The 15,648-nt window shown below is 64.5% G+C and carries 19 protein-coding genes and 1 pseudogene; 11 read left to right on the top strand and 9 right to left on the bottom strand.

What is annotated here, in order from left to right; translation table 11 throughout:
• Nucleotides 1–38: 38 nt before the first annotated feature.
• From BLU39_RS02395 to BLU39_RS02385, 3 genes are all read right to left on the bottom strand, one after another.
• On the bottom strand, nt 39–482 hold the full coding sequence (locus BLU39_RS02395; RefSeq protein WP_092709155.1) for a DUF411 domain-containing protein: 444 nt from the start codon (nt 480–482) through the stop codon (nt 39–41).
• Between the two features lie 68 nt (nt 483–550).
• Nucleotides 551–916 carry a hypothetical protein gene (locus BLU39_RS02390; RefSeq protein ID WP_139178129.1) on the bottom strand — a complete coding sequence of 122 codons (366 nt, stop codon included), beginning with the start codon at nt 914–916 and terminating at the stop codon, nt 551–553.
• Nucleotides 917–964: 48 nt separating this feature from the next.
• The gene (locus BLU39_RS02385) at nt 965–2,308 is read right to left on the bottom strand and encodes a sensor domain-containing protein (RefSeq protein WP_092709149.1); all 1,344 of its coding nucleotides are present in this window, start codon (nt 2,306–2,308) and stop codon (nt 965–967) included.
• Nucleotides 2,309–2,564: 256 nt separating this feature from the next.
• On the opposite strand from BLU39_RS02385, the gene BLU39_RS02380 reads away from it, so the two are divergent.
• Entirely contained in the window at nt 2,565–4,187 is a 1,623-nt protein-coding gene (locus tag BLU39_RS02380; RefSeq protein WP_139178127.1) for a hypothetical protein, read from the top strand.
• A 78-nt stretch (nt 4,188–4,265) separates the two neighbouring features.
• On the opposite strand, the gene BLU39_RS02375 is transcribed toward BLU39_RS02380, so the two are convergent.
• Entirely contained in the window at nt 4,266–5,630 is a 1,365-nt protein-coding gene (locus BLU39_RS02375; protein WP_092709140.1) for an amino acid permease, read from the bottom strand.
• Nucleotides 5,631–5,769: 139 nt separating this feature from the next.
• A complete protein-coding gene (locus tag BLU39_RS02370; protein WP_092709137.1) occupies nt 5,770–6,225 on the bottom strand; it encodes an acyl-CoA thioesterase in 456 nt (151 codons plus the stop codon).
• 147 nt (nt 6,226–6,372) lie between these two features.
• On the opposite strand from BLU39_RS02370, the gene BLU39_RS02365 reads away from it, so the two are divergent.
• The 3 genes and pseudogenes from BLU39_RS02365 to BLU39_RS02355 all read left to right on the top strand — a co-directional run.
• Entirely contained in the window at nt 6,373–7,098 is a 726-nt protein-coding gene (locus BLU39_RS02365; RefSeq protein WP_092709133.1) for a GntR family transcriptional regulator, read from the top strand.
• Nucleotides 7,082–7,828: an SDR family NAD(P)-dependent oxidoreductase gene (locus tag BLU39_RS02360; protein WP_175539185.1), complete on the top strand. Its 747-nt coding sequence runs from the start codon at nt 7,082–7,084 to the stop codon at nt 7,826–7,828. Before BLU39_RS02365 ends, BLU39_RS02360 begins: the two co-directional genes overlap by 17 nt.
• Nucleotides 7,829–7,838: 10 nt before the next feature.
• Nucleotides 7,839–7,976: pseudogene (locus BLU39_RS02355) on the top strand (aspartate racemase); the annotation flags it as partial.
• Nucleotides 7,977–7,982: 6 nt separating this feature from the next.
• Here BLU39_RS02355 and BLU39_RS02350 read toward each other — a convergent pair.
• Entirely contained in the window at nt 7,983–8,453 is a 471-nt protein-coding gene (locus BLU39_RS02350) for a heme-degrading domain-containing protein (protein ID WP_092709126.1), read from the bottom strand.
• A 94-nt stretch (nt 8,454–8,547) separates the two neighbouring features.
• Between BLU39_RS02350 and alkB the strand changes: the two genes are divergently transcribed.
• Nucleotides 8,548–9,210, top strand: a complete 663-nt coding sequence (gene alkB / locus BLU39_RS02345; RefSeq protein WP_092709123.1) for a DNA oxidative demethylase AlkB — start codon at nt 8,548–8,550, stop codon at nt 9,208–9,210.
• On the opposite strand, the gene BLU39_RS02340 is transcribed toward alkB, so the two are convergent.
• From BLU39_RS02340 to BLU39_RS02330, 3 genes are read right to left on the bottom strand one after another with little or no spacing between them, the layout of a single operon-like run.
• Nucleotides 9,182–9,613, bottom strand: coding sequence for a hypothetical protein (locus BLU39_RS02340; RefSeq protein ID WP_092709120.1), 432 nt, complete (start codon nt 9,611–9,613; stop codon nt 9,182–9,184). The two genes, alkB and BLU39_RS02340, sit on opposite strands and share 29 nt — an antisense overlap.
• A gap of 34 nt (nt 9,614–9,647) precedes the next feature.
• Nucleotides 9,648–9,905: a hypothetical protein gene (locus BLU39_RS02335; RefSeq protein WP_046682902.1), complete on the bottom strand. Its 258-nt coding sequence runs from the start codon at nt 9,903–9,905 to the stop codon at nt 9,648–9,650.
• Nucleotides 9,906–9,920: 15 nt separating this feature from the next.
• Nucleotides 9,921–10,256, bottom strand: coding sequence for an ArsR/SmtB family transcription factor (locus BLU39_RS02330; protein ID WP_092709117.1), 336 nt, complete (start codon nt 10,254–10,256; stop codon nt 9,921–9,923).
• Between the two features lie 121 nt (nt 10,257–10,377).
• On the opposite strand from BLU39_RS02330, the gene folE2 reads away from it, so the two are divergent.
• From folE2 to BLU39_RS29135, 6 genes are all read left to right on the top strand, one after another.
• Complete coding sequence (gene folE2 / locus BLU39_RS02325) at nt 10,378–11,295, top strand: GTP cyclohydrolase FolE2 (RefSeq protein ID WP_092709114.1); 918 nt, start codon at nt 10,378–10,380, stop codon at nt 11,293–11,295.
• A gap of 33 nt (nt 11,296–11,328) precedes the next feature.
• A complete protein-coding gene (locus BLU39_RS28490) occupies nt 11,329–11,487 on the top strand; it encodes a hypothetical protein (protein ID WP_157808754.1) in 159 nt (52 codons plus the stop codon).
• 103 nt (nt 11,488–11,590) lie between these two features.
• Nucleotides 11,591–12,409, top strand: coding sequence for a class D beta-lactamase (blaOXA, locus tag BLU39_RS02320; RefSeq protein WP_092709110.1), 819 nt, complete (start codon nt 11,591–11,593; stop codon nt 12,407–12,409).
• Entirely contained in the window at nt 12,406–12,801 is a 396-nt protein-coding gene (locus BLU39_RS02315) for a hypothetical protein (RefSeq protein WP_092709106.1), read from the top strand. The genes blaOXA and BLU39_RS02315 overlap by 4 nt, the downstream gene beginning before the upstream one ends.
• Before the next feature lie 74 nt (nt 12,802–12,875).
• Nucleotides 12,876–15,341 (top strand): penicillin-binding protein 1A, encoded by a 2,466-nt coding sequence (locus BLU39_RS02310; protein WP_092709103.1) that lies wholly within the window; start codon nt 12,876–12,878, stop codon nt 15,339–15,341.
• Between the two features lie 111 nt (nt 15,342–15,452).
• Nucleotides 15,453–15,587, top strand: coding sequence for a hypothetical protein (locus BLU39_RS29135; protein ID WP_269799989.1), 135 nt, complete (start codon nt 15,453–15,455; stop codon nt 15,585–15,587).
• Nucleotides 15,588–15,648: the final 61 nt, after the last annotated feature.

Raw genomic sequence — 15,648 nt, 5'->3', positions numbered from 1 at the left:
GAAGCGATTCCGGCGGCGTTTTTCATTGTCCCTCGGTGTTATTTGTAGTGCTTGTAGACTTCGGTGCTGCCATTGCTCCTGACCAGCAAGACGTCATACGCATCCTTGCGCGGTCCTTCCATGCCTGGCGAACCCATCGGCATTGCCGGCACGGCCAGGCCTTTGGCCTTGGGCTTGTTGCGCAGCAGCTGCTTGATCTCGCTGGCCGGCACATGGCCTTCGATGGCGTAGCCGTTGACGAGGCCCGTGTGGCAGGAGCCGAGCGCGTCGGGAATGCCGGCCAGCTTGCGGTATTGCGCCGGCATCTCGACATTTTTCGCGCGCACCGTAAAGCCGTTCGCTTCCAGGTGCTTGATCCATGCGGAACAGCAGCCGCACGAGGCGCTCTTGTAGACTTCAATGACGGGCAGGGCCGCCATGGCGAACGTGGGCAAGCCCAGCATGGCGGCGAAAGCGCCGCGCACTAATAAATGTTTGATCATGTGCTGCTTTCAGACGAAGTGGGTCTATCGTGGCCAACTTGGTGGCCTGCTTGGAATCTGTTGTGAATTTAAGCGGAAAGCGGTCTCGGAGGCCGGCGCAAGCCGTCGGGAATGAATCCCGTCAGCAAGGCGGCATTGCCTGTGGTGGCGTGTTCCGCGCCGTTGAGCACGACGGCAGGCACGGTGAAACAGGGCGGCATCAGCGCGCCCAGGCAAAAGGCGCTACAGGCGCCGCACGCGGGGTGTTTGGCGGAGGCCTTGCCGTTTTCCGGCGTGTCGGCGCTGTCCGGCTGCGCAGCGTGATGCTGGCAGGCGGCCGTCATGGCGGCGGCAGGCGACGCGGCGTCCAGCCGCATGGCGTCCGCAGCGGCCGCTTGCAGCGGCACCGCCGTGATCAACAGCAGGATCAGCCATGTTTTGAAGAGTCTCAGCATCGCCGGAAAGTATAGCATATGAGCAACTGCCTCCCGCCGCCAGACCGCTCAGCGCGAGGCTGCGGCCAGCACTTTCGACGCGTACATGGCCCGGTCCGCATGGCGCAGCAGCAGTTGCATGGTGTCGCCATCGTCCGGATAGTGGGCCACGCCGATGCTGACGGTGATCTGCAATTGCTGCCCATTGCCCAGTTGCAGCGGCGCGGCCAGTGCCGCATGGATTTTTTGCTCGATCAGGCTGACGTCGGCCGGCGTGACGTTGCTTTCCAGAAGCACGACAAATTCATCGCCGCCCATCCTGGCCAGGGTATCGGTTTCGCGCATGCAATCGCGCAGGCGGCTCGCCACCGTTTGCAGCAGCAGGTCGCCACAGGCATGGCCGTGGTCGTCGTTGACCCGCTTGAAGTTGTTCAGGTCCAGGAACAGCAGCGAAAGCCGGCCTTCCTGGCGGTGCGCGCGGGCGAATGCCGTGTGCAGGCGGTCGTGGAACAGGCGGCGGTTCGGCAGGCGGGTCAGCTCGTCGTGCATGGCCATGAACTGCATTTGCGTCTGCAACTGCCGGCGCTCGATGGCGGTGGCAAGTTGCTTGGCCACAAACTGCAGCAGATCCTGGTCTTGCGCCGTGCCGATGACGGCATCCTGGCTGCCTTGCAGGGCCAGCACGCCGATGCTGCCCATGGAGCAATACAGTGGCACGGCAAGCCAGCACGACGACAGGGCGCCGGCTGCAATTTGCAGCGCCGCCGGCAGGCCGGCCAGTTGTCCCGCCTGCAGCAGCAGGGGACGGCCGCTGCGCAGCACTTCATCGCACAGCAGGCTGGCCAGGGATGACGTCGGCTGGGGCGCGCTGTCGTCGGCATGGCAGGTCATCGGAGGGTGGACGCCGTCTTCGTCATGCAGCAGCAAGGTCAGGCTGCGCGCCGGCAAGTGTTCGCCGATGATGTGCTGGATGCGGTGCAGCAAGGCGGGCAAGTCTTGCGTTGCCTGCATGGCTTCGGAAATGGCGTACAGCGCGGCCTGCTTTGCCTGCGCCTGTTTCAGCAGGGTGATGTCGCGGGCCACGGCCACGCGCAGCTGGTCGGCGGCCGACCAGCGGGCCGACCACATGATGTGCGCCAGGCTGCCATCCTTGCGCAGGTAGCGGTTTTCAAAGTGCGTCTGCGCATGGCCGTCCATGATGGCGCGCGCGGCGGCCAGGGTGCGGGCGCGGTCGGCGGGAGCGACCAGGTCGATCATGAGCTTGCCGATCATTTCCCGCTGCGTGTAGCCGAAGATGCGTTCGCAGGCGGCGCTGACGAACACGAAGCGCCCGTCCACGTCGACCATGCACACGGCGTCGAGCAACAAGTCGGTAAAGCTGGCCAGCGGCGCGCGCAGAATCTTGTGTTCCATACGGTACATTCTGAGACATTCCCGGCAGTGAATCAACTTGTTGCGGGGAGGCTGGGTCATCCGTATGAAAATGTTTCATTTCCCCGACACTCATGCTTTGCCGTTTCTTGCCGTTAATGCAGTATTGCCATGCAGTACTTGCCACCACGCCAGATAACGTGACGCAAGGCTTGCCTGGCGCCCGGGAATTGTGAAAAAACCAACCGTATCGATATTTTATTATGCCCCCATCCTTCAACTGCAAGGTTACCGCGCCATGACCTCCATTTCTCCATTGTCAAGCTGGAATAGCGCCCCGTCAGGGGCTTCCTCCGCCGCGTCCAGCCGCACGGAGGCGCCGTCGCCGTCGTCCGCCTCCACGCCATCTGCCATTGTTGCCCTCAGTCCCGAGAGCGTGAACGGCAGCAACCCGGCAGCGTTCACGAAGCCGCCGATGGTGTGGGAAAGCGCGACGCGCAACAAGGTGAGCGAGGCGATGACGAAGAGTTTCTCGTCATATGCGTTTGGCGGCCGCTTCAGCGGCCTGGGCGCGGCCATGCTGGGACAGGCCAAGCTGGGCAACTATAATTTCTCGCAGGCGATGCGCCAGCCGCCGCCGAGCACCACGCCGAATGTCTATGCGGCGTCCGGCATCGCGCCGGGCAGCCTGCACGGCAATGGCGAAGACAGGGTGGCTCTCAGCATCACGACCAAAAGCGGCGTGGAAGTCAAGCTGTCGCTCGACAGCCAGGGCGATGGCCTGGCCGTGAACATGACGACGAGCGGCGACCTCAGCGACGCTGAAGCGAGCGCCCTGGGCGACCTGGCGAAGGGTTTCCAGGCGGCCATCGACGGCATGGGGCAGAGCACGCCGAAAATCAAGCTGGAAGGCTTGATGCAGTTCGACCAGCAGGTGCTGTCGTCGGTGAAGCTGCATGCGGAAGTCAAGGTACGCGGCGAACCGGAAAGCGTGCAAACCCTGGATTTCCAGGCCGATGGCGCGCAGCGCAAGGTCAGCTTCAGCGGCGAGGCAGGCAGCCTGGACCTGAAGGTCGACGCCAGCGCGCTCAATACCCTGGGCAGCAAGGAAAAGCAGGCGAAGGCGCTGGGCAGCTACATGAAGCAGTTCGACCAGGCGGCGTCGCGCGGCCATGGCGATGCGGGCCTGGTGGCCATGCTCAAGGATAGCTTTACGGCCTTGCACAGCAATACCGCCGCACCGCAGGTGGCCACGGACAGTCCCGAGACGGGCAAGTGGCGCCTGGCCGCCGAAGACAAGTCCATCATGACGGGGCTGGCCGATTTCAGCGCTTCCGTGTCGCAAGCCGTCAAATTCAGCAACCCGATGCGCAGCTCGGAAAAGGACGGCTTCAATTATGAAGTGTCGCAAAAGACGTCGCAGACCGGCGCCAGCCAGGATGCGCGTTCGCTCAGGCAGCAGCAGCAATCGAAGCTGAGCGCCAGCTTCCATGAGACCTTGGTCCCCGGCGTGCCGCTGCGCCTGACGGCCGCCACGGAATCGCAGAACTATACCTACCACCAGATCGAGGATACGGCCAGCAGCGATGCGCAGGTGGCCTACAAGGATGGCAAGATGGTCAAGGCGAGCTTGCGGCAGGAGGGCAATCAGTCCGAACATGTCATGAAGTATTTCCTGGGCAAGCTGGAATCGGACAAGACCACGCCAGGCAACTATTCCGTGCTGCGCGACCTGCTGCCCGTGCTGGGGCCGTACAAGACGGACGAGCTGGGCATGACTCCAGAGAAAAAGGCGGAGCAGCGCCAGCAGGCGATGCTGGCCTTGAGCGACGACGTGCTGCTGCAGTCGTATGCGGGCATGACCATCAGTACGTGGCGGGCCGATGTGTCGCCGGAAGAGGGCGGGGCCGCCGCCGCTTAGAAACGGCTGCCTCCAATGCAAAAAGCCCGTCTGCGAAGACGGGCTTTTTGTTTGCCGATGGCAAAATACGGCGCAAGCCTATGCCTTGGCCTTGTTTTGCTTGATCCAGTAGCCGATGCCCAGCGCGGCCAGCCACACGGGGATCAGGTAGACGGAAATGCGCAGACCCGGCGTCAGGTACATGATCACCAGGATGCCGGCCAGGAAGACCAGGCACAGGTAGTTGGTGAACGGGTAGCCCAGGCTCTGGAACAGGGTCGTCTTGCCCTCGGCCTTTTTCTGTGCGCGGAAGCGCAAATGGATCCAGCTGATCATGGCCCAGTTGATGATCAGGGCCGACACGACAAGGCCCATCAGCACTTCGAACGCTTCGCCCGGCATGAAGTAATTGACCACCACGCAGGCGCCCGTCGCCAGCGCCGATACGCCCAGGGCCACCAGCGGCACGCCGCGGCGGTTCAGGTGCAGCAGCGCGCGCGGCGCATTGCCTTGCTTGGCCAGGCCGAACAGCATGCGTGTGTTGCAGTACACGCCGCTGTTGTACACGGACAGGGCGGCCGTCAGCACCACCACGTTCAGGGCCGTGGCCACCAAGTTGCTGTCGAGCGCATGGAAGATCAGCACGAAGGGGCTGCCGCCGGTGACGACGTTTTGCCACGGGTACAGCGACAGCAAAATGCCCAGCGCGCCGATATAGAAAATCAGGATGCGGTAGATGGCCTGGTTGGTGGCGCGCGGGATCGTCGTGCTCGGGTCATCCGCCTCGGCCGCCGTGATGCCCACCAGTTCCAGGCCGCCGAACGAGAACATGATGACGGCCATGGCCATCACCAGGCCCTGCCAGCCATTCGGGAAGAAGCCGCCATGCTGCCACAGGTTGGCCACCGACGCCTGCGGGCCAGCGTCGCCGGAAGCGAGCAGGTAGGCGCCAAAGACGATCATGCCGATGATGGCGACCACCTTGATGATGGCGAACCAGAATTCCATCTCGCCGAAGGCCTTCACATTGAGCAGGCTGATGGCGTTGATGGCGCAAAAGAAGACGAGGGCCGAGACCCAGGTGGGCACGCCCGGCCACCAGTACTGCACGTAGATGCCGACGGCCGTCAGTTCGGCCATGCTGACGAGCACATACAGTACCCAGTAATTCCAGCCCGACAAAAAGCCGGGCAGGTGGCCGCAGTACTTGTCGGCGAAATAGCTGAAGGAGCCGGCGACGGGTTCGTCCACCACCATCTCGCCCAGCTGGCGCATGATCAAAAAGGCGATGACGCCGGCGATGCCATAGCCGAGCAGCACGGAAGGTCCGGCCATCTTGATGGTTTGCGCGATGCCCAGAAACAGGCCGGTGCCGATGGCGCCGCCCAGGGCGATGAGCTGGATGTGGCGGCTTTTCAGGCCGCGCTTGAGCTCTTGTGGTTCGGTATTCCCGACTGCCGTCATATGTTTTATCCTGTTTTTACGGGGCTGAGGTCGCTGATTCTAAAGCATGGACGGGCAAAGCAGGAGCGAAATGCATGTTGCACTGCGGAGGCGCAAGAAATGCCCCGCATCTTCGCCGAACGGCGCGCAAAACGGTGGCCTAGTCGTCTGCGCGCAGCGCGCCGGCCGCGACGATGGCCGGTTCATACACGGCCAGGAATTCCGGCGGCAGGCGGCGCGCGCGGCCGCTGCTCAATTCGATGCAGATCAGTTCCCAGCGCCCGCGCACGACGGTGGCGCCGTCGCTGTCGCGCACCAGCTGGAAGCGCCGCTCCATGCTGGAACGGCCGTCGCTGGCGCACAGCCAGGTGGCCAGGGTCAGCGCTTCGCCGGCGCGCGTCGGCAGCAGGTAGTCGTATTCGCCGCGGCGTATGGCCATGGCGCGGTCCAGGCGCCGGTAATCATCGAGGTCCAGTCCCAGGCTGGCCGAATGGTGCCAGGCGATATGTTCGCACCAGCGCACGTAGACGGCGTTGTTCGTGTGCTGCAAGCCGTCGATGTCGCTTGGCTCCGGCGTGACGGGCAGGGTGTGGGCGTGCGGGTAATCCCAGTTCAAGTGCGTTCCTTTCGATACGGTGGCGGCTGATTGTACGTGCTTGCGCTGTTTTCTGCCTGTTCCTGCCTGCGGCGCACGCCTGGGAAAACACTGTTTTTTTCTCTTGATGTATGATGCATCATAATTTTTCGAACATCAAAAACAGCCATGAGCCACCAACTGGACAATCTGCTGCACGTCAACCTGGGCAAGTCCGTGTATGCGATGCTGCGCGACGCGCTGGCGGCCGGGCGCTACCAGCCCAACGACCGGCTGCGCATCCGCGACCTGGCGCTGCAGCTGGGCACCAGCGTCACGCCCGTGCGCGACGCCATGCTGCAGCTGGTGCAGGAAGAGGCGCTCGTGCTGCGCTCGCCGCGCGACTTCCGCGTGCCCGTGCTCAGCGTGGCGCGCTACCTGGAAATCCGCGCGCTGCGCCTGGAACTGGAAGGGCTGGGCGCATTCGAGGCGGCGCAGCGCATCGACGACGCCACCCTGGCCGACCTGGAACGCTTGCTGCAGGCGAATGAAGACGCTATTGCGCGCCACGACCTGGCGGCGGCACTGCAATGCAACCAGGCGTTTCACCTGGGCCTGGCGCAGGCGGCCGGCATGCCGACCTTGAAACGCTTCGTCGACCATCTGTGGATGCAGACGGCGCCCCTGATCGCGGCCGGCTACGCGAGCTTTTCGCCCGACATGCGGGTGGGCCACCACCACGCCATCATCGATGCGCTGCGCCAGCGCGACGGCCCGGCCGCGCGGCACGCCATCGAACAGGACATCCTTGACGGCGGCACGCAGATGCTTGCGTACGTGATGCGCCAGGAGCGCATGCATGCCGGTGCAACACAGAAAGAAATGGACGAGGAAGAACATGAAGCACAAGACTGAACAGAAAACCGCCATCGTCACGGGCGCCAGCCGCGGCATCGGCCATGCGGTGGCGGAGCGCTTCCGCAGCCTGGGCTGGCGGGTCATCACCGTGTCGCGCAGCCCGATTCCCGGCGGCTGCCCGCGCGGCCAGGAGCACAACACGCATGTGTGCATGGATTTGTCGGACCTGAGCCAGATCGGGCAAATGGTCGACACCTTGCGCCCCATGCTGGGTGATTCCAAGCTGCATGCGCTGGTGAACAATGCGGGCGTGTCGCCGAAGGGGCCGGGCGGCGCGCGCGTCAATTCGCTGACCACCGACATGCAGACGTGGCAGGAAATGTACAACACGAATTTCTTTGCACCGCTGGCCCTGACGCGCGGCTTCGCGCAGGAATTGTCGAACGCGCATGGCTCCGTCGTGAACCTGTGCTCGATCGCCGGCTACCGCGTGCACCCGTTTGCCGGTTCCGCCTACGCCAGTTCGAAGGCGGCGCTGGCGTCGCTGACGCGCGAAATGGCCAACGACATGGCGCCGCTGAACGTGCGCGTGAACGCCATCGCGCCGGGCGAGATCGACACGGCCATCCTGTCGCCGGGCACCTCGCACATCGTCGACACGCAAATCCCCCTGCGCCGCCTGGGCACGACGGCCGAAGTGGCGGATCTGGTGGAGTTTTTGTGCAGCGAGCGCGCCTCGTACATCACGGGCGCGGAAATTCCCATCGACGGCGGCCAGCGCATTTAAGCGGGGAGGCATGAGCAAGCATATCGGCATCGTCGGCTGTTCGGCCGCAGGGGCGGCCCCGTGCTGCCGCACGATCTGTGAAGAGGGTGCGCATGCGCCGGGGGCGGATGAACACCCGGAAGTATCGATGCACACGCCGGCGCTGGCTGCCTGACTATTTGCCCAGCTGCGCCTGCAAGGCAGCCACCACGAGCGCGTGGTCGTCGGCCTGCGCCAGGCCGGACACGGTCACCGTGCCGACCAGTCCCACGCCGCGTATCAGCAGGGGGAAAGCGCCGCCGTGGCCCGCGTACTCGATGTCGTCGAGGTATTTCACGTCTTCGAAGGTGCTGCCGCGGCTTTTATACGAGATGCCCATGTAGTAGGAACTGCGGCAAAAGCGCTGCACCGTGTTGTTCTTGCGGCGTATCCAGTCCGCCTGGTCCGCCGTGGCGCCCGTCATGGCGTGGTGGAACAGGACTTGGCCGTTGCGCGTGATGTTGACGGTGACAGCCTTGCCCCGCTTGCGCACTTCCTCGACGATCCACAGGCCCACGGCCAGTGCGGCATCGTTGTCGAAGCGTTCGAATTGCAGGGATTCTTCCTGTTGCGCCAGGGTTTGCAGCAAATCGGCGTAATGATCCATCGTAGGGGCAGGTGATAGTGGCTGGAAGCGCTACTGTAGCGCACCATGGGACAGCCGCGCGCGCTTTTTCCATGGCGCGGCTAAAATAGACGGCATGAACCTGTCCCTGTTCGCCGATGAAGAGCAAGTCCCGGCCGGCCCCGTGCCGCTGGTGCCAGGCTCGTCCGCGTCCATCCTGCTGCGCGGTTTTGCGCTGCCTTACCTGGACGAGATGCTGCCGGCGCTGGACGCCATCGTGCTGGCGGCGCCCCTGCGCCACATGGCCACGCCGGGCGGCTTGCGCATGTCGGTCGCGATGAGCAATTGCGGCGCCCTAGGCTGGGTCACGGATGGACGGGGCTACCGCTATGCGCGGCGCGATCCGGACAGCGGTCTTCCCTGGCCGCCCATGCCGCCCGTCTTCCTGCGCCTGGCGCAGGAGGCGGCGCTGGCGGCCGGCTATCCCGGCTTCGCTCCCGACGCCTGCCTGGTCAACCGTTATGCGCCCGGTGCGCGCATGGCCCTGCACCAGGACCGCGACGAATGCGATTTCAACGCGCCCATCGTTTCCGTCTCGCTGGGTTTACCCGCTATTTTCCTGTTCGGCGGCGCCGAGCGGGCCGACAAGGCGGCCCGCATCGGCCTGCTGCATGGCGACGTCGTGGTATGGGGTGGCCCCGACCGCCTGCGCTTTCACGGCGTGGCGCCGCTGAAGGAGGGCCAACACGCGCTGCTGGGCGCGCAGCGCATCAATTTGACGTTTCGCAAGGCTGCCTGAGCTGGCGCCATGGCGTACCTGGCTTGCGTACGTATTGGGCATGCACATAGCGCCACGGAATGGCCAGGTAGACGAGCACGACGAACGACATCTCGAAGACATATTGCGCGGTGGCGGGATCCAGGCCGCCGTGCAGCCATTGCGGCAGCGCCACGAGCAGCAGCCACAGGGTCTTCCACAGCGCTTCCCACAGCAGCACGGGCAGCATCTGCAGCGGATAGCGCAAGCCCAGCAAACACAGCAATGAAAACGCGGCCAGCATGCAGTTCACGGTGCCGCGCATCAGTTCCCACGGCGCGTGCGGGGTGACGATGCCGGGCCACAGCACGCTGCCGAGGCCCGCGACGACCAGCAGATACATGGCGCGCAGCGCATACAGACGGGCGGTCGATACGGTATTCATGGTGCGGTCTCCAAGTCGTGTTAGGGCAAAGGGATTATTCGACTTCCTTGAGGATGGTTTCCAGGCTGCCCAGGCGTGCCTGGATCTGCGCCACGGATGCGCTCAATGCGGCCAGCGACGCTGCCGTTTCCACCTGGGCGGCGGCCATCGATTTGGCCAGCTCCTGGTAGGCGCCGTCCTGCGCCAGCCTGGCGCGCGCCTGCACGATGCCGGACGTGTATTTGAGGGCGAAGATGATGACGGCGGCCGTGCAGGGAAAGAAGAAGGCGGCAAAAAAGATATTTTCAGACATGATGGCCTCTACAGTTCAGGATTGATCCGGGGTGGGGGTGAGCGAGGACGCCGCCGTGGCGATGCTGGCCGGCGTCAGCCGCAATTCAAATGGGCTGGCCTCGAAATAGTTGAGGGCCTTGCCGTCATGCGACAGCTCCAGCTGGCTGGTGACCAGTCCCGCGTGTTCCAGTTTTTGCAGGTGCAAATGCAGCAGGGGCCGGCTGATGCCCAGGTCGCGCGCCAGCTGGCTGATGTAATTGCGCCCGCCGCTGGCCAGCGCCGCGATGATGCGCAGTCGGTGCGGGTTGTCGAGCGCCGCCAGCATGAGCAGCAAGCGCTCGCCCGTCAGTGGTGTGTTGATATCTGTCATGTGTCAACATTATCTGACATGTGTTAGCTAGTCAAGAAAAATATCGCATCACTTTAATGCAATATACTTGCAAATATGGCGGCTTTTCTCCATGATATGCAACTTGTTTGCATATGGAGCCATGACCATGAAGCGCGATTCGATTTCCTCTCCCTTGCCCGACGTGGCGGCCGGCCCCCATCTGGGCAGTCCCTTGCCGCTCGAGTGGGTGGGCATGCAGGGCATCGCCTTGCCCTTGTGGCTGGAAGAGGGCGGGCAGGCGCAGCAAGTCCATGCCTGGGCCGACGTGCAGGTCGATCTGCCCGATCCGGCAGTCAAGGGCATCCACATGTCGCGTTTGTATCTGCTGCTCGATGCGTTTGCCGCCGCGCAGCCGCTCGATGCCAGCGCGCTGGCCGCCTTGCTGCGGCGCATGGTGGACAGCCACGCCGATTGCGGCAGCACGCAGGCGCGCCTGGCGTTGGCGTTTCCCGTGCTGCGGCGCCAGCCGGCGCTGCTGACGGCGGGGCTGGCGGGCTGGAAATCGTATCCCGTGCGCCTGCAGGCCAGCTGCTCGCCGCAGGGCTTCACGTTGTCGCTGACGGTGGAGATCGGCTACTCGTCGACCTGCCCCTGTTCGGCGGCGCTGGCGCGGCAACTGCTTGCCGACGCCTTTGCGGCGCGGTTTGGCGCGGGCGAGATCGATGGCGACGCCGCGCGCGCCTGGCTGCAGCACCACGCGAGCCTGGCCACGCCGCACAGCCAGCGCAGCACGGCGACGGTCACCGTGCCATTGACGCAGCAGGCGGAGCTGGACCTGTTTCCCCTGATCGACCTGGTGGAGGCGGCGCTGGCGACGCCGCTGCAGACGGCCGTGAAACGGGCCGACGAGCAGGCGTTCGCGCGCTTGAATGGTGCTAATCTGATGTATGTGGAAGACGCGGCCCGCCGCGTGCAGGCGGCGCTGGCGCCATACTGTGCGCAGGCGCGTGTTACCGTACGGCATATGGAGAGCCTGCATCCGCACGATGCCGTGGCGCAGACGGGCAAGCTTGCCTGAACCTTTTACTCAAGCACCGTGGAGGAAGACAGCATGCCGGAGAAAATCGAGCGGGAAGTCGACGACGACAGCCTGGAAGCGGAACTGGAACGCGAACGGCGCGACCATGCGCTGATCGACGAGGAAAAGCTGGGCATGGACGAGCTGGAAGAGGAGCGGCTGAAGCGGGAACGCCAGCCGGGTGGCCACTAGCGTCAAGGTGCGAGGGGCAGGGCGATGCATCCGCGCTGGCATCGCGCCGCGCCGCCCGGTACAATTTCGCCTACTCCCCCCACTCCCCCAACCCCGGAGGCCCATGAAATATCGCGCATTCTTCCAGTTCATCCTCGGCCTGACAGGCGCCGTCCTGGCCGCCTCGCAAGCCCATTCCGCCACCCTCTGCACGGCCATGGCCGACGCCAGGACGGGCACGGTCTTGCTGCAAGAGGGCAATTGCCTGGACCGCGTCACGCCCGCGTCCACGTTCAAGATCGCGCTCAGCCTGATGGGCTATGACGCCGGTTTCCTCAAGGACGAGCACAAGCCCAGCCTGCCTTACCGCCAGGGCTATGTGGACTGGGGCGGCGATGCCTGGCGCCAGGATACGGACCCGTCGCGCTGGATGCAGTATTCCGTCGTCTGGTATTCGCAGCAGATCACGCAGGCGCTGGGCGCCGAGCGCTTCCAGAAATACGCGAAGGCTTTGCGTTATGGCAATGCGGACGTGTCGGGCGACAAGGGCAAGGACAATAGCCTGGAACGCTCGTGGATCAGCTCTTCGCTGAAAATCTCTCCGCTCGAGCAACTGGGCTTCCTGCGCAAGCTGGTCAACGATCAATTGCCCGTGTCCAAACAGGCGATGGAACAGACGCGGCGCCTGACGCGCCTGGCGGACGTGGACGGCTGGCAAGTGCATGGCAAGACGGGCGCGGCCTTCCCGCGCAAGGCCGACGGCAGCTTTGATGAAGCGCATGGCTATGGCTGGTTCGTGGGCTGGGCCAGCAAGGGCGAGCGCAGCATCGTCTTCGCGCGACTGGTGCAGGACGAGCAGAAGGGCCAGCAGTCAGCAGGCTTGCGCACGCGCGAAGCGATGCTGAAAGAATTGCCTGCCCTGCTGGAGCAGGCGCAGAAGTGACGGCCAGCATCGTCTCCGCCACCTTCATCGCTTCCGACGGCGACTACCTGGAAGCCGTCATCGAGGTGGCCGGCCAGCGCCTGCACGTGATGGACGAATTCGGCGGCGGACGCATGGCCGCCGGCACGCAGTTCCAGGCCGAACTGTGGCCCATGCCCGGCGAAATGGACGACTGGGACGCCATCTTCCGCGCCAACCCTGGCCAGGAAAAGCGCTTGCTGCGCCTGGATGGCTGGCGCTACCTGGCGCTCGGCGTCGTGACCCAGGTCGACCCCGTCATCTGCGATTGCGGCCTGCTGCAGCTGGAAAACCCGTTTACGACGCACGATGCGCGCTGCGTGGGCGCCTATGTGGGCGTCACCGTGGCGCGCCTCGATGCTTGCCTGGCGTAAAATCCGGCCCGCTTTGTTGCCCGCCCTATATACTTGCTGAAACGGATTTTCCGGCATCAGACAAGGTTATAGGCATGGCATCAGGCATGGAGCAGTTTCAGGAAAAAGCAAGACAAGTATGGACATGGACGCGCGCGCAGGCCTTGCGCGTGGTGGGCGTGGCATGGGCGAGGGCGGTGGCGCTGTACCGGCGCGGCCACGCGCACCTGATGACCTTGCCCCCCCTGCGGCGCGCGCTGGTGCTGGGCTTGTGGTCATTCCTGGCCCTGCTGGCGCTGATGGCCTTGTACATGCTGCTGCTGATCCCCTTGACGCCCAGCATCCATGACTTGCGCCAGGCGCGCGCGGCCGCGCCCAGCACCATGGTCAGCGCGGACGGCAAGGAGCTGGCCCGCTTCGATCAGGGCTTGCAGGAGCGTGTCACGTTAAAACAGATTTCGCCGAACGTGATCAGCGCGCTGATCTCGACGGAAGACCACCGTTTCTACGAACACCACGGCGTCGATTTCACGCGCACGGCGGGCGCCATCGTGCACACGGCGAGCGGCAACCCGCAGGGCGGTTCCACCATCACGCAGCAGCTGGCGCGCAATATGTTCCCCGAGGAAATCGGCCGCTCGCGCAACCTGAACCGCAAGCTGAAGGAGCTGATCACGGCCCTGAAAATCGAGGCGACCTACAGCAAGACGGAAATCCTCGAAGCGTACCTGAATACGGTGCCTTTCCTGTACAACACCTACGGCATCGAGATGGCGGCCCGCACCTATTTCGACAAGCCCGCGTCGCGCCTCGATATCCTCGAAAGCGCCACCCTGGTCGGCATGCTCAAGGGCACGAATTACTACAATCCCGTCGGCAATCCCGAGCGCTCGCTGCAGCGTCGCAACGTGGTGCTGGGGCAGATGCGCAAGCACGACGTCATCGACGAGGCGCGCTACAAACAGTTGATCAAGCGTCCGCTGCGTCTGCATTTCGAGCGCCAGAGCGAGCGGGCGCAGTCGGACAGCCATTTCACGGCTTATGTGCGCAAGTGGCTGATCGACTGGGCCGACGAAAACGATTACAACCTGGAACTGGACGCCCTCGTGGTGCACACCACGCTCGACTACGACCTGCAGCAGGCGGCCGAGCGCGCCGTCGAGCGCCAGGCCAACGCCTTGCAGGCCATCGCCGATGTGGAATGGAGCCGCGCCGGCGTGCCGTCGTCCACCTCGACGGGCATGTACGCGGGCATGCAGGGCGGCAGCGTGGCCTTCGATTATTTCTGGAAGTCGCATCCGGCCCTGCTGGACGCCTTCGTGCGCGAATCGGCCGACTACCGCAAGCTGACGGCGGCCGGCGACACGCCCGAGGCGGCGCTGGCGCAACTGAAGGGCGACCGCGCCTTCATGGCGGCCCTGCGCAAGTCGAAGACGCGCCTGGAAGCGGGCTTTACGGCCATGGACCCGGCCACGGGCGCCGTGCGCGCCTGGGTGGGCAGCCGCGACTTTGCGCGCGAACAGTTCGATCACGTATCGCAGGCGGCGCGCCAGCCCGGCTCCACCTTCAAGCCCATCGTGTACGGCGCGGCGCTGGAAAAGGGCTTGAGTCCCGACCACGTCTACCGCGATGCCGTGATGGATATCAAGGCGGCCGACGGCACGAAATGGCGCCCGACGGACATGAGCGGCACGACGGGGCGCGACATGACCATGCGCGACGGTCTCGTCTACTCGAAAAACACCATCACGGCGCAAGTGATGCAGGACGTCGGCTTGCCGCCGATCATCAAACTGGCGCGCGCGCTCGGTATCCGCGACAGCAAGCTGGAAAAAGTGCCGTCGCTGGCGCTGGGCACCAGTCCCGTCACCTTGCTGGAAATGGTCAACGCCTACGCCAGCATCGCGGCCCAGGGCGAAGCGCGCCTGCCATTCGTCGTCACGCACATCACGGACCGCGAAGGCAAGGTCATCGCCCGCTTCGGCGAAGACAAGCCCAAGCGCGCCATGCAGGCGGCATCGGCCGCCACCCTGACGGACATGATGCGCGGCGTCATCGACCGCGGCACGGGCACGGCCATCCGCAGCCGCTTCGGCATTCGCTCCGACGTGGCCGGCAAGAGCGGCACGACGCAAAACAATGCGGACGGCTGGTTCATCCTCATGCATCCGGAACTGGTGGGCGGCGCCTGGGTCGGTTTTAATGATGCGCGCGTCACCATGCGCAGCAATTACTGGGGCCAGGGCGGCCACAACGCCGTGCTGGTGGTGGGCGACTTCTTCAAGACGGCGCTCGACACGGGCAAGTTGTCGCGCGATGCCATCTTCCCCGGCGGCAAGCCACCGCCACCGCTGCGCCACGTTGAACCGGTCGAGGAACCGCAGGACGAGCCGGTGGAAGAGCCGGGAGACTTGCTGCAAGAAGGCGCGCCAGCCGCGCCGCTGGCCATGCCGGCCGAAGGCGACGGCGGGCAGGAGTCGCATGGCAAGGCGGTGCCGGAGCCTGCGCCCGCGCCGGCACCACAGCCCGCTCCTGCGCCAGTGCCTGCACCACAGGGCTGATGGGAAGTACCGGCTTGGCCAGCAGCCATGATGCCTGATTGATGCGCATCAAACCTGTCCGCACAGACGATGATTACCGCGCCGCGTTGCGGGAAGTCGAGTCTTGAGCCGATGACAGGGCGCCTGAATCGCGTGTACGAGATTCTCAATGGCACGCGTCAGCTGACCCTGCCGATGATTCGCCGCCTGCATGAGGAACTGGGCATCCCTGCCGAAGTGTGGATACGGCAGGCGGCCCAGGCCTAGCTGGCCAGCCTGTCTTTCGCACTTTATTTCACTGCCGTATTGCTCAAGGTTTCTTCGCAGG

Source organism: Janthinobacterium sp. OK676 (assembly GCF_900103595.1).
In the GTDB taxonomy this organism is placed as follows: Bacteria; Pseudomonadota; Gammaproteobacteria; order Burkholderiales; family Burkholderiaceae_D; genus Janthinobacterium.
Note: the sequence above shows the minus strand (reverse complement) of the source record. Positions and strands in the feature narration are given on the sequence as shown.